Genomic DNA, 13,526 nt, shown 5'->3' on the forward strand with positions numbered 1-13,526 from the left:
CATGACCACAAGCGCCAACACGCACTGCCCCTACTGCGCCCTGCAGTGCGCCATGACGCTCACTCCTGCCAAGGAGCAGGCCCCGGCTGCCACGCCGGGGCCTGTCCCCGTGGCCCTGGCTCCCCTGCTGGAGGTTTCGGGCCGCGACTTCCCCACCAACCGCGGCGGCCTCTGCCGCAAAGGATGGACGTCCGCCACGCTCCTGAACCATCCGGGCCGGATCACCGAGCCGCTGCTCAAGGGCCCCGACGGCATCCACCGGCCCATTGGCTGGGACCAGGCGCTGGACCTTGCCGCGCAGTCCGTCAGGGACGCCCGTGCACGCCACGGTGCGGACGCCGTCGGCGTGTTCGGCGGCGGGGGCCTCACCAACGAAAAGGCGTACATGCTGGGCAAATTCGCCCGTGTCGCACTGGGTACCTCGCGCATCGACTACAACGGCCGGTTCTGCATGTCCTCCGCCGCAGCAGCAGGAATGCGCGCGTTCGGCGTTGACCGCGGCCTGCCCTTCCCGCTGGAAGCCCTGGACACCGCCAGCACCATCCTGATGCTCGGCTCCAACGTGGCGGAGACCATGCCGCCGTTCATGCAGCACCTCCAGGGAGTGCGCGACGCCGGCGGGCTGATCGTGGTGGATCCGCGCCGCTCCGCCACGGCTGCGTTCACCAACGACGGCGGCGGGCTCCACCTGCAGCCCCGGCCGGGCACCGACCTGGCCCTCCTCCTGGGCATCTCCCACGTTGTCATCCACGAAAACCTCGCGGACACGGCCTTCCTCCAGGACCGTACCTCCGGCTTCGACGCCGTGGCCCGCAGCATCAACGCGTACTGGCCCGAACGCGTTCAGTCGCTCACGGGTGTCCCGGCAGGCCTGATCCGGGACACCGCGCGCCGCCTGGCCGCCGGTGCCCGGCAAGGCGGCAGCTACATCCTGACCGGCCGCGGCGTTGAGCAGCACGTGGACGGGACGGACACCGCCACTGCCGCCATCAACCTCAGCCTCCTCCTGGGCCTGCCCGGCTCGGCCCACAGCGGCTACGGCACGCTTACCGGCCAGGGCAACGGCCAGGGCGGCCGGGAACACGGCCAGAAGGCAGACCAGCTTCCCGGCTACCGCAAGATCACCGACCCCGCAGCCCGGGCCCACATGGCCCGCGTCTGGGGTGTTCCGGAGGAAACCATTCCCGGCCCCGGCCTGCCCGCGGTCCAGCTGCTGAAGTCGCTGGGACAGCCCGACGGCGTCCGCTGCCTCTTCGTCCACGCCTCCAACATCGCGGTCGCCTCGCCGGATGCCAACAGCATCATCGCGGGCCTGCGAAGCCTGGACTTCCTGATGGTCTGCGACTTCTTCATGTCCGAGACCGCGGCGGAGGCCGACCTGGTGCTGCCGGTGCTCCAGTGGGCCGAGGAGGAAGGCACCCTGACCAACCTCGAAGGCCGGGTCCTGCGCCGCCGCCGCGCCCTGGCCCCGCCCGCCGGAGCCCGGAGTGAACTCTGGATCATGGCCCGGCTCGCGGAGCGGCTGGGCGCACCCTCCACGTTCAGCGAGGACCCGGAAACGGTCTTCGAGGAGCTGCGCTCTGCCTCCGCCGGCGGGCTCGCGGACTACTCCGGAATCGACTACGCCATGCTGGACCGCGGCGAAGCCGCGTACTGGCCCTATCCTGCCGGCAGCACCGGCACGCCACGCCTGTTCCTGGACCACTTTGCGCACCCCGACGGCAAGGCGGCCCTGGTCCCGGTGGCGCCGCGCCGCCGTCGTACGTCCGCAGGAGGCCCTGACGCCGAAGCGAAGGAAATGACCCTGATCACCGGCCGCCTCCTGGAGCATTACCAGTCCGGCTCGCAAACCCGGCGGGTGGCCGAACTGCTGGCCGCGCGTCCGGAGGCCAAGCTGCAGATCCACCCATCCGCAGCCGCAGCCCTGGGGATCACCGAGGGGGCGCTGGTGTCAGCGTCCAACGGTCGTGGCGAGGTGGTGTGCGCCGCGGAACTGAGCCCGGCCATCCGCCCGGAAACGGTCTTCCTGCCGTTCCACTTCCCCGGGCCGGAGAGCGCCAACCGGCTGACCGAGGCCGCCACGGACCCTATCTCCGGGATGCCCGAATTCAAGTCCAACCAGGTGTGGGTCCGGCCGGTGGCCGCACCCGCGTCCGCCAGCATGCTGCAGACGATGGAGGCCTCATGAGCGAGCAGATTGTCATAGTGGGTTTCGGCCCGGTTGCGGCCCGGCTGGTGGACGAGCTCCTGCCCGCCGTGCGCGCCGGCCAGGTGCGCCTCACCGTGGTGGGCGAAGAAACATCCGCGGCCTACAACCGCGTGCTGGTCGCTGACCTGGGCGTGGGCCGCACCACCATGGACGCCCTGGCGCTGGCCGATGCCGTGGCGCTGGCCGCGGACGGCGTGGACGTCCGGCTGGGCGTCCGGGCGAAGCGGGTGGACCGCGCCCGGCAGCAGGTCCTGCTCTCTGACGGATCCCGTGCCGGCTACGACCGGCTGGTGTTTGCTACCGGCTCCCGGCCCGTCATCCCCAATCTCACCGGTATCAACCCGGACCCCTCCTCACCCGTGCTTCCGGCCGGAGTGACCGCGCTGCGCGACCTGCGCGACGCCGGCGTGCTCCGGCAGGCCGTGGCCGGCGGCAAGCGCGTGGTGGTGCTGGGCGGCGGCGTGCTGGGCCTGGAAACCGCGCTGGCTGCGGCCGAGGAGGGCGCCACCGTCACGGTGGTCCACAACGGACCGCACCCGCTGGGCCGCAGCATCGACCAGGGCGGCGGCGCCGTGCTGGCTGCGGGGCTGCGCCGCTGCGGCGTCCGGGTGGCCGGCAACGCGCGGTCAACGGGGGTGGAACATAACGCGCCCGACGGCGGGTTCTCGGCCCTGCTGCTGGACGACGGTTCCGCGATTGACGGCGACCTCCTGGTCATTTCGTGCGGTGTGCGCCCCCGCACCGAACTCGCCGAAGGCTGCGGGTTGTCCACCGGCTCCGGGATCCTGGTGGACCACCGGCTCCGCGCCCACCACGAGCCGCACATCTTTGCCATCGGGGACTGCGCGGAGGTGCGCTGCCCGGATCCCGGCTGCGCCGAATGCCGCGGCGCGCAGGGCCCGTCCGGGCTGGTGGGCCCGGGGTGGCGGCAGGCCGAATGGCTGGCCGGGTACCTGACGTTGCTGGCCTCCGGTTTGCCGGAGGATGCCGGCCTGCTCCCCGAACTGCCCGCCGAAAGGCCGGGCGTCATCGTCCTCAAGGCCCGGGGCATGAACCTGGCGTTGGCCGGGGACAATGGCACCGACCCCTGGGACGAAGAGGCGCTCACAGCCGGAGCGGTGGAGGGCCGGCCGCGCCTGCAGGTGGCCCAATGGGCGGATCCGGAACACGGCCGCTACGTGAAGATGACCACCCGCGGGGGCGTCCTGGAAGGGCTGGTGGCGGTGGGCATGCCGCGGACGGCAGCGGAACTGGTCGGACTGTTCGAGCGCTCCGCCGAACTGCCCGCAGACCGGTCGCTCCTGCTGCGCCTGGACGGCCCCGACCAGCTGGCCACCGCAGCGGCGGATCCGGCGGGCACCGTGTGCCGCTGCGCCGGGGTGGCCGGCGGCACCATCGCTGACGCCGTGGCCGGCGGCTGCGCCACCCTGGGCGAGGTCTCCAAGGTTACCCGCGCCGGCACCGGCTGCGGCGGCTGCCATGAGGACATCAAGGGGCTGATCGAAAAGCACTTCCAGGCGGTTTCTGCCGCGTGAGCAGGCCGGCGCTGCCCGAACTGCTTCGGGCGGGGCCGGCCGGCGTCAGAATTTGGCGCGGCGGACAAGGTTGATGAGTTGTTCCTTGGTCTCCTCGGCGGACGGTCCGGACGGGGAAATCAGGACCTGCGCGACAAATGTGGCCAAAGTGCGCCCGCTGACTGCCTGGATGGTCAGGACCGTGATGGGCACGTCCCCGGACGGTCGAAGCGACTTGGCGCCAGGGGGCTCGGTGCTCATCGAGAACGTCGCCCTGTCCCCGATTCCTGTAACCGGCTCCCCTTTCATCATCGGGACGGCGGGGCTCGAAGATGAAGCCTGGAGGACTTCGGCGACGAAAATCGTCGAATCCGGCCCCGGCGTCCCCAGGTCTCCAAACGTATAGCGGCAGCTGACCTCACCCGGAAGCAGTTGCGGCTCCTTGGACGCTCCAAAGGCGTTCCTGACCTCAGCGGCACTGAACATTGCGCAGACCGGGTTGTTGGTCGTAGCCGGCGGGCCCACCGGCGGAGCGGCCGGAACGGTGAGCGGAGCCCCGTTTCCCCAGCCGGCGTCCACGGCGGCCTGGGCGAGGGCCCGCGCAATGGCATTGCCGTCAGGAGCACTGCCACCCTCCGTGGGCGGCCCGGTGACATAAGGCATTTCGAGCGTTTCGGTTCCGCGGACGGCCGTCAGGACCACGTTCGCCGATGCACCACCGGCCTCACCGCGGAAATATCCGGTCCACTGGAGGCATGCGAAGTCACCAATGCCTGTCACCGGTGCGCAGTCGGACGTGGCCTTCGCTTTGGCGATGTCCTCCTCCGACGCAGGCGAAACCAGCGCCACGGACAGCGCAGTCATGCCCGTGTCTGACTTGGCCCAGTAGGAACACTGGTCGGCCTTGCTCCCAAGGGGCCTGGCCCCGCCATACGGGCCCGACGGTTCCAGGCCGGGCACAACCTGTGCCGCGATCTCCGGCGTGATGAGATCGCAAGCCTGGCTGCCGGTGACGGGTGCCGCGCCCGGTCCGCCCGTCGACGGCGGAGAACCCGCATTCGGTCCGGCCGGCGGCGAGCAGGACGCGGCCAGCAGTACGAAGGCCCCACCTGCCAACAGCCTGACGGCAAACCGGGGGGTGGGCAACGGAATCCGGACGCGGTGGGGACACATAGGGCCAGTGTGACGCTGCGGGGCTGGTCCCCCTAGGGTCCAAAGTACCGCTTCGGGCCGATACTGGCCGCAGCACCGGGTATCCCGAGGCCTTCGTTGAGGAGGGAGGCCGCCAATGCGCGGCCGCCCCCGGTCCCGGGGCCGCCCCCGGATGCCCGTCCTGCAGGTGGTTACAGGTGCACGTGCAGGCGGCGGGCAGCCTCGGAGATGGATCCGGTCAGCGACGGGTAGACCGTGAAGGTGCTCGCCACATCGTCCACGTGCAGCTTCTGCTTCACGGCGATCGCGATCGGGAAGATCAGCTCGGAAGCGTTCGGGCCCACCACTACGCCACCAATGACGGTTCCGGAACCCTTGCGGGCGAAGATCTTGACGAAGCCGTCCCGGTGGTTGCGCATCTTGGCACGGGCGTTGCTGCGCAGCGAAAGCTTGATGATGTCGCCCTGGTACTTGCCGGCGTCGATCTCCGCCTCGGAGACACCCACGTTGGCGATTTCGGGGGACGTGAAGATGTTGGACGCCACCTGGTGCAGCTTCAGCGGCGTGACGGTGTCACCCATGAAGTGCGCCACGGCGATGCGGCCCTGCATGGCGGCCACCGAGGCCAACGGCAGGACCCCGGTGCAGTCACCGGCGGCATAGATATTCGGCGCGGTGGTGCGGGAAACGCCGTCCACCTTGATGTGGCCGCTTTCGCTGACAGCCACGCCGGCTTCCTCCAGCCCGATGCCCGCGGTGTTGGGAATGGAGCCCAGGCAGAGCAGGCAGTGGCTGCCGGTGACCTTCGTGCCGTCACCCAGGGTGACCACTACGCCGTCGTCCGTCCTTTCCACCGACTCCGCGCGGGACCGCGAGAGGACACGCACGCCCCGGCGCTCGAAGACCTCCTCCAGGACCACCGCGGCATCCGTGTCCGAACCCGGCAGGACGCGGTCACGGCTGGAGATCAGCGTGACCTTCGACCCGAGTCCGTTGTAGGCGGAGGCGAACTCAGCGCCCGTCACGCCGGAGCCCACCACGATCAGGTCCTCGGGGAGTTCGTCCAGGTTGTAGATCTGCGTCCAGTTCAGGATCCGCTCACCGTCCGGGCGTGCGGTGGCCAGCTCACGCGGGTGGGCGCCGACGGCCAGCAGGATGGTGTCTGCTTCCACGGTCTCGGTGCCCTCTGCGGTGAGGACCTCGATGGTGTGGTTGTCCAGCAGCCGGCCGGAGCCCGCCAGGATACGCACGCCCTGATGCTCCAGGCCGTCGTGGATGTCCTTGGACTGGCTGCGGGCCAGGTTCAGCAGGCGGTCGTTGATGTGTTTGAGGTCCGCCCGCATGACCGGCACGAAGTCTCCGCCGTCGACGTCGAACTTCACGCCCAGCTCCCCCGCCTCGCCCACGCGCGTCATCAGGTCAGCCGTGGCGATCAGGGTCTTGGACGGGACCACGTCGGTCAGGACGGCCGAGCCGCCCAGGCCGGCGCGCTCGATGATGGTCACCTGCGCTCCGAGCGAGGCGGCCACCATGGCGGCCTCGTATCCGCCCGGACCACCTCCCAGGATTGCGATCCGGGGAGAACTGAAATCTGGATGCGTAGTCACAATCAACCATTCTCGCCCATCCGGCACCGGAGGGCCAAGAATCCCCAGGGGCGGCCGGGGTGGGCGCAGCGGGAACGGCAGGATAACTTGTACCAGTGAGTACAACAGACTTCCTGAACACGGATCCTTTCGCCGCCGCGCGCGCAGCCGCCGACTACATCGCCGAGGAAACGGGCGTGGACAGCCACGACGTCGCCCTTGTCCTCGGCTCCGGCTGGGGCGAGGCCGCTGACCTGATCGGCGACACCACTGCAACCCTGTCCGCCCAGGAGGTGCCAGGATTCCACGCACCGGCCGTGGAAGGGCACGTGGGCACCATCCGCTCCGTCCTTACCTCCGAGGGCAAGCGCGCTTTGGTACTCGGTGCGCGGACGCACTACTACGAGGGCAAGGGCGTCCGTTCCGTGGTGCACGGCATCCGCGTGGCTGCCGCCGCAGGCTGCACGACCCTGGTCCTCACCAACGGCTGCGGCGGGCTCAACGAGGACTGGGCCCCCGGCACGCCCGTGCTGATCAGCGACCACATCAACCTGACTGCCGCGTCACCGCTGGAAGGTGCCACCTTCGTGGACCTCACGGACCTGTATTCGCCCCGCATCCGCGGCCTGGCGCGCGAAGTCGACCCCACGCTGGCCGAGGGCGTCTACGCCCAGTTCCCCGGTCCGCACTACGAGACCCCCGCCGAAGTGCAGTACGCCAAGCGCATCGGCGCCGACCTGATCGGCATGTCGACGGCGCTGGAAGCCATCGCGGGCCGGCATGCGGGCATGGAGGTGTTCGGGATTTCGCTGGTCACCAACCTTGCCGCCGGCATCAGCCCCCAGCCGCTGAGCCACCAGGAGGTCATCGAGTCCGGCCAGGCGGCCGGCCCCCGGATCTCCAGGCTGCTGGCGGGGATCATCTCCCGGCTTTAGCCGAACGCGGGGTCACTCCCGGCCCGATGACGGCGTGTCATCCGGCCGGAAGTGACCCCGCGCTGCCGTTGGGGTCGGGGACGGCGCCGCCCGTTGCCGCCTTCGCCTGCTGGTGGAACCACTCGATGTGCTCCTCCAGGAGCCGCGCGGCGAGGTCGCCGTCGCGGGCCCGGACGGCACCGAAGATTCCATGGTGCTGGGCCCGCAGCACGGCAAGGACCTCCGGCCAGTCCTCCATGGCTCCCATGGCGCCCTTGACGTATCCCACGATGGACCCGCTGAGGGACTCCATCATCGTGGCCACCACGGCGTTTCCGGCCAGCGAGCTGAGCGCCACATGGAAGCGCGCATCGAGCTCATGGAACGTTGCCCGGTCGATGCCGGTGTTGTCCATGGCGTGCAGCAGGCCGGCTGCCTGGACCAGGTCTTCGTCGGACACATCCCTGGCCGCGGCCGCCCTGGCGGACCACGTCTCCAGGAGGATGCGTGTCTCCACGATGTCCGCCACGGGCAGCCGGCTGCTGGCCACGTGCAGCCGGAGAGCCGACGAGAGCCCCACCGAAGGGTCGGAGATGACGATGGCCCCCGAGGTGGGTCCGGAGCCGACCGACCGGCGCAGCACGCCCATGGCATCCAGCACGCGGATGGCCTCGCGGACCGAGGCCCGGGAAATGCCGTAAGCCTCGGCCAGCGCACGCTCACCGGGAAGCCGGTCGCCCAGCTTGATCCTGCCCGAGCGAAGGTCCGCCTCGATGTCCTTTAGAAGGGCGTCATGCGTGCGGCCGCGGGGGGCCGCACCGGCTTCTCCGGCTGTCACTCTGGTTCCTTCCGCGGCAGGGCAACTGTTCCGCCTACCTTATTGCAGCGACGGGCCGACGCAGCGGAGCGTCCGGCCATCCCACCTTACGCAATCCGGGCAGGCCGGTCCCCGTCGCCCGTTTCCTGGACAAATGTGCGCCTGTTCACGTCCCGCCGGGGGGCTGCAGCTGCCCGAAGCGGCTTGGATTGCAGCCGAGGCAGGGCAATGACGATAGCGTTAGGACCATGACGTCTTCCGATCCCACGCTCCGCCTGCTCGATGAAGCCCGCGGGTGGGCTGCCCAGGACCCTGACGCCGCCACAGCCGCGGCCCTGCTCGACCTGCTCCGGCTCGCGGAGGAAGGTGTTCCGGCAGCGCTGCAGGAACTTGAGGACAGCTTCAACGGCACGCTCCAGTTCGGTACGGCCGGACTCCGGGCAGCCCTCGGACCCGGGCCGAACCGGATGAACCGCGTGGTGGTGCGCCGCACCGCGGCAGGCTTCGCGGACTTCCTGGTCCGGACGGTCCGCGAGGCTTCCCCCGGAACCCGGCCGCGCGCCGTCGTCGGCTACGACGCCCGGCACAACTCCGACATCTTTGCCCAGGAGAGCGCCGCGATCTTCACCGCCGCCGGCATCGAGACGTTCCTGATGCCCGCGGCCCTGCCCACTCCCCTGCTGGCCTACGCGGTGCGGGCGCTCGAGTGCGACGGCGGGGTGATGGTCACTGCCAGCCACAACCCGCCGCAGGACAACGGCTACAAGGTCTACCTGGGGCGGCACGCCGTTCCGGAAAGCGGCAACGGCGCCCAGATCGTGGCTCCGTACGACGCCCGGATCGCGGCCCGGATCGCGGCCGTGGGAACGCTTGACTCCATCGCCCTGGCCGCGGACGGCTGGACGGTCCTGGGAGACGACCTGGCCGCCGGGTACCTGCGCGACACGGCGGCCCTGGCCCGGCCGGAACACTTCCCGGCGCGGGACCTGCGCATTGTCCTCACCCCGATGCACGGGGTGGGCGGCGAAACGGCCCTGGCCGTCCTGGCCGCTGCGGGATTCAACGACGTCACGCTGGTGGCTGAGCAGGCCGATCCGGACCCGGATTTTCCCACGGTCAATTTCCCCAACCCCGAGGAACCCGGCGCCCTGGACCTGGCACTGGAAACCGCCGGCCGGCTAGACGCGGACCTCGTCATCGCGAACGATCCGGACGCGGACCGGGCCGCCGTGGCAGCCAAGGATCCGGACACCGGCGCCTGGCGTATGCTCCGCGGGGATGAAGTGGGCGCGCTCCTGGGCGCCCACGTGGCGGCCCGCCTGGCGGCAGCAGATGCTGCGGACGCCGGCGCTTCCCACCCCGGCGAAACAGCCGCCGGGGATGCAAAGCGCGGCGTCTTCGCCAACTCCATCGTCTCCTCCCGCCTTCTGGCACGCGTCGCCGCCGCAGCGGGATACGCCCACGAGGAAACCCTGACCGGATTCAAATGGATTTCTCGGGTTCCCGGCCTGGTGTATGGCTACGAAGAAGCGCTCGGCTACTGTGTGGCGCCGGAGCTCGTCAAGGACAAGGACGGCATCTCGGCTGCGCTGCTGATCGCCGAACTCGCCGCAGCCGCCAAGGCAGCCGGGAAAACCGTCTTCGACACGCTGGACGAGCTCTACCTCCAGCACGGCCTGCACGCCAGTGACCAGCTCAGCATCCGCGTGGCGGACCTGGGCCTGCTGGACGCCATGATGAACCGGCTGCGGGTGTCCCCGCCGGAATCGTTCGGTTCATCAGCCGTGACAGTCTATGCTGACCTGGCCGAGGGCTCGGAGCAGCTGCCGCCCACGGACGGCCTGCTTTACATCACCCGCGACCTGACCCGCGTGATCATCAGGCCGAGCGGCACCGAGCCCAAGCTCAAGTGCTACCTGGAAGTCATCCATGAGGTGGGCTCCGCCGCGGAACTTCCCGGGGCGCGGCAGGCGGCCCGGGCAGCCCTCGACGAGGTGTTGCGCGACGTGAGTGAGGCGCTGGGGCTCTAAAGTTCCACTTCCACCCAGCCCCCGGTGAGGCGGGTGCGGAAGGTGGCCAGGCCGAGCCCGGGCGTACTGAAGCACTCTCCCGTTTCCAGGTCGTAGACCTCTTTGTGCAGCGGGGAGGCAATGGTCAGACGGCTTCCCTTCGAGCCCAGGATGCCGCGCGCCATGACATGCGCGCCCGTGGCCGGGTCTTCCTGCGCCACGGCGTAGACACTGTCCGCAGTGCGGAACAGTGCCACCTGCCGCCCCGCGATAAGCGCCGCCTCGCCCCATGCGGGCTCCAGGTCCGCAAGCGGGCACACCCGGTGCCAGCCGGCGGCCGCAGTTCCGGCGGCCGTGTCAGTACCGGTAGCCAGTGCCCCAAATTCCAGTGTTGCCGTCATATCCGGCTCCTCTCCCCATGGTGGTCCGTGCCTGCAGGTGCAGTGGCCGTCAGTGCAGCCTTTTTCCACGGTAGAGCCGGGGTGTTTCAAGGGCATGCGATGAATGTGTCCGGCGGGTAAAAGCCACCTCACGGAGCCGGAAACGCGTTCGTGATGCAGAAGTTAAGTCTGCGAAACAATCGGGAAACTGAAGCGAAACTGCGGCTCCCTAGTCTGGATGGACACTCGACAAAGAAGGCTGCGCAGCATTCACCTGCAGCCCTTGCGAAAGGCCCGCCAGTGACCGAACAGACTTCCCGCACAGAGATTCCGCGCCGCATCGTCGTCGCCGGCGGCGGCCCTGCGGCCCACCGTTTCGTGGACGCCATGCATGCCCGTGGGCTTGAGGGCTGGCATGTCACGGTCCTCACCGAGGAAGCCCACCTCCCTTACGACCGGGTGGCGCTCTCCAAGGCCCTCACCGACATGGACTACGACCTCACCCTGGGTGAGGCGTCCATGTGGGACCACGAGTCGCTGGAGCTGAAGACCGGCGAGCGCGTGGTGAAGATCAACGCCGGGGCCAAAACGGTTGAGACCGCTGCGGGCAACACCTTTGCATACGACGGGCTGGTGGTCGCGACAGGCTCGAACGCGGCGCGGCTTCCCATCCCCGGCAACGAACTGACCCACGTCTACCGCACCCTCGAGGACGTGTGGGCCATTAACAAGTCCATCGCAGAGCTCACCAAAAAGCTGGGCCGCAAAGTCAGGGCAGTCACCATCGGCGGCGGTCTGCTCGGCCTCGAATCCGCCGCCGGCACCGAACAGCTCGGCGCTACCCCTGTAGTCATCGACGGCTCACAATGGCTGATGGCCACGCAGCTCGACGAAGGTGCCGGCCAGGCAATGGGCCGGCTGATCAAGGAAAAGGGCTTCGAAGTCCACGGCGGCGTCTTCCCGTCCGAGGTCCTCTCCGACGCCGAAGGGCAGGTCACCGGCGTCCTCATGGCCGACGGCCGCATCATCGATGCGGACATGGTCATCGTGGCCATCGGCGTCCGGCCCCGCGACGAACTCTTCCGCGCCGCCGAGGGCGAGGAACAGGTCTTCAGCCTGGGTCCCCGCGGCGGCGCGGTCATCAACGACTACTGCGAAACCGAAGTACCCGGCATCTGGGCCATCGGCGAGGTGGCCAACTACGGCGGCATGTGCCTGGGCCTGGTGGCTCCGGCCAACACCATGGCGGAGATCGTTGCCGACCGCCTCCACGGCGGCGAGGCCACGTTCCCCGGATTCGACACCGCCACCAAGCTGAAGCTCTCCGGCGTGGACGTGGCCAGCTTCGGTGACGCCTTCGCCAAGACCGAGCACGCCCTCGAGATCGTCTACGCCGACCCGGCCCGCGGCGTCTACCAGAAGATCGTCACCACCGACGACGCCAAGACCCTGCTGGGCGGCATCTTCGTCGGCGACGCCTCGCCGTACATGAGCCTCCGCCCGCTCCTCGGCCGCGAACTTCCCGCCGAGCCCGGCGCGTTCCTCAGCGCCGCCGGCGGCGGCGACGCACCCGAGACCGAGCTGCCGGACGACGCCACCCTCTGCTCCTGCAACAACGTCACCGCGGGAAGCATCCGCGACGCCATCAACGGCTGCGGCGCCTGCGAGGGCAACGCACCCGTCCAGGAACTCGGCGGGCTGAAGGGCTGCACCCGCGCCGGCACCCAGTGCGGCTCCTGTGTTCCGATGCTCAAGAAGCTGCTGGAAACCGAACTCACCAAGTCCGGCGTCGAGGTCTCCAAGGCACTCTGCGAGCACATCGAACTGTCCCGCCAGGAACTGTTCGACGCCATCCGCGTCCTGGAGCTGACCTCCTTCGAAGAGATCATGGCCAAGTACGGCACCGGCGCCGGCTGCGACATCTGCAAGCCGACCATCGCCAACATCCTGGCCAGCCAGAACAGCGCCTACGTGTTGGACGCCGGCCGCGGCACCCTCCAGGACACCAACGACCGCGCCCTGGCCAACATGCAGAAGGACGGCACCTACTCGGTGGTCCCGCGCATCGCCGGCGGCGAGATCACGCCCAAGAAGCTCGGCGTCATCGCCGCCGTGGCCGAGAAGTACAACTTGTACACCAAGATCACCGGCGGGCAGCGGATCGACATGTTCGGCGCCCGGCTGGAACAGCTCCCCGAAATCTGGAAGGAACTGGTGGACGCCGGCTTCGAATCCGGCCAGGCCTACGGCAAGAGCCTTCGCACGGTAAAGTCCTGCGTCGGTTCCACCTGGTGCCGTTTCGGCGTCCAGGATTCGGTGGCCATGGCCATCAAGCTGGAGCTGCGCTACCGCGGCCTGCGCAGTCCGCACAAGCTCAAAATGGGTGTTTCCGGCTGCGCCCGCGAATGCGCCGAGGCCCGCGGCAAGGACGTGGGCGTGATCGCCACCGCGGACGGCTGGAACCTGTACGTCGGCGGCAACGGCGGCGCAACCCCCGCGCACGCACAGCTGCTCGCCAAGGACCTCGACGACGAAACGCTGATCAAGTACATCGACCGCTACTTCATGTACTACATCCGCACCGCGGACCGCCTGCAGCGCACGGCCCGCTGGCAGGAAGAGCTCGACGGCGGCATCAAGCACGTCGAGGACGTGGTGGTCAAGGACACCCTGGGCATCGCCGAGGACCTCGAGGCGGCCATGGCCAGGCACGTGGACACTTACATCGACGAGTGGGCCGACACCCTCAAGGACCCCGAGCGCCTGCGCCGGTTCCGTTCCTTCGTCAACGCCCCCGACCAGAAGGACGACTCCATCACCTTTGTCCCGGACGAGCGCGGCCAGATGCGCCCCGCCACTCCGGAAGAGAAGGGCAAGGTCCTGATCGGGGCCTCCATCCCCGTCAGGCCAGACGCCCCGGAAACCGCCGGAAACGAGGCATAGCC

At 69.3% G+C, this 13,526-nt stretch carries 9 protein-coding genes; 5 read left to right on the forward strand and 4 right to left on the reverse strand.

The window, feature by feature from the left end; genetic code table 11:
* Window position 1 precedes the first annotated feature (1 nt).
* Complete coding sequence (locus ACIQCN_RS08800; protein WP_400610467.1) at window positions 2-2,188, forward strand: molybdopterin oxidoreductase family protein; 2,187 nt, start codon at window positions 2-4, stop codon at window positions 2,186-2,188.
* On the forward strand, window positions 2,185-3,744 hold the full coding sequence (locus ACIQCN_RS08805) for an FAD-dependent oxidoreductase (protein ID WP_400610469.1): 1,560 nt from the start codon (window positions 2,185-2,187) through the stop codon (window positions 3,742-3,744). Before ACIQCN_RS08800 ends, ACIQCN_RS08805 begins: the two co-directional genes overlap by 4 nt.
* A 45-nt stretch (window positions 3,745-3,789) precedes the next feature.
* On the opposite strand, the gene ACIQCN_RS08810 is transcribed toward ACIQCN_RS08805, so the two are convergent.
* Window positions 3,790-4,896 carry a hypothetical protein gene (locus tag ACIQCN_RS08810; RefSeq protein ID WP_400610471.1) on the reverse strand — a complete coding sequence of 369 codons (1,107 nt, stop codon included), beginning with the start codon at window positions 4,894-4,896 and terminating at the stop codon, window positions 3,790-3,792.
* 170 nt (window positions 4,897-5,066) lie between these two features.
* Complete coding sequence (locus tag ACIQCN_RS08815; RefSeq protein ID WP_400605982.1) at window positions 5,067-6,482, reverse strand: NAD(P)H-quinone dehydrogenase; 1,416 nt, start codon at window positions 6,480-6,482, stop codon at window positions 5,067-5,069.
* Window positions 6,483-6,577: 95 nt separating this feature from the next.
* Here ACIQCN_RS08815 and ACIQCN_RS08820 point away from each other — a divergent pair, with 95 nt between their 5' ends.
* Entirely contained in the window at window positions 6,578-7,396 is an 819-nt protein-coding gene (locus ACIQCN_RS08820) for a purine-nucleoside phosphorylase (protein WP_400605981.1), read from the forward strand.
* A gap of 37 nt (window positions 7,397-7,433) precedes the next feature.
* On the opposite strand, the gene ACIQCN_RS08825 is transcribed toward ACIQCN_RS08820, so the two are convergent.
* The gene (locus ACIQCN_RS08825) at window positions 7,434-8,213 is read right to left on the reverse strand and encodes a FadR/GntR family transcriptional regulator (RefSeq protein WP_400610473.1); all 780 of its coding nucleotides are present in this window, start codon (window positions 8,211-8,213) and stop codon (window positions 7,434-7,436) included.
* A 227-nt stretch (window positions 8,214-8,440) separates the two neighbouring features.
* Here ACIQCN_RS08825 and ACIQCN_RS08830 point away from each other — a divergent pair, with 227 nt between their 5' ends.
* Entirely contained in the window at window positions 8,441-10,222 is a 1,782-nt protein-coding gene (locus ACIQCN_RS08830) for a phospho-sugar mutase (protein ID WP_400610474.1), read from the forward strand.
* On the opposite strand, the gene nirD is transcribed toward ACIQCN_RS08830, so the two are convergent.
* On the reverse strand, window positions 10,219-10,602 hold the full coding sequence (gene nirD / locus ACIQCN_RS08835; protein WP_400605973.1) for a nitrite reductase small subunit NirD: 384 nt from the start codon (window positions 10,600-10,602) through the stop codon (window positions 10,219-10,221). The two genes, ACIQCN_RS08830 and nirD, sit on opposite strands and share 4 nt — an antisense overlap.
* A 279-nt stretch (window positions 10,603-10,881) precedes the next feature.
* On the opposite strand from nirD, the gene nirB reads away from it, so the two are divergent.
* Entirely contained in the window at window positions 10,882-13,524 is a 2,643-nt protein-coding gene (nirB, locus tag ACIQCN_RS08840; RefSeq protein ID WP_400610476.1) for a nitrite reductase large subunit NirB, read from the forward strand.
* Window positions 13,525-13,526: the final 2 nt, after the last annotated feature.

This window comes from Pseudarthrobacter sp. NPDC092424 (assembly GCF_044754925.1).
Lineage (GTDB): Bacteria > Actinomycetota > Actinomycetes > Actinomycetales > Micrococcaceae > Arthrobacter.

Excerpts from the sequence above, each read along its gene's own strand:
- ACIQCN_RS08800 (WP_400610467.1), top strand. The coding sequence starts at position 2 with ATGACCACAAGCGCCAACACGCACTGCCCCTACTGCGCCCTGCAGTGC.
- ACIQCN_RS08805 (WP_400610469.1), top strand. The coding sequence starts at position 2,185 with ATGAGCGAGCAGATTGTCATAGTGGGTTTCGGCCCGGTTGCGGCCCGG.
- ACIQCN_RS08830 (WP_400610474.1), top strand. The coding sequence starts at position 8,441 with ATGACGTCTTCCGATCCCACGCTCCGCCTGCTCGATGAAGCCCGCGGG.
- ACIQCN_RS08810 (WP_400610471.1), bottom strand. The coding sequence starts at position 4,896 with ATGTGTCCCCACCGCGTCCGGATTCCGTTGCCCACCCCCCGGTTTGCC.
- nirD (WP_400605973.1), bottom strand. The coding sequence starts at position 10,602 with ATGACGGCAACACTGGAATTTGGGGCACTGGCTACCGGTACTGACACG.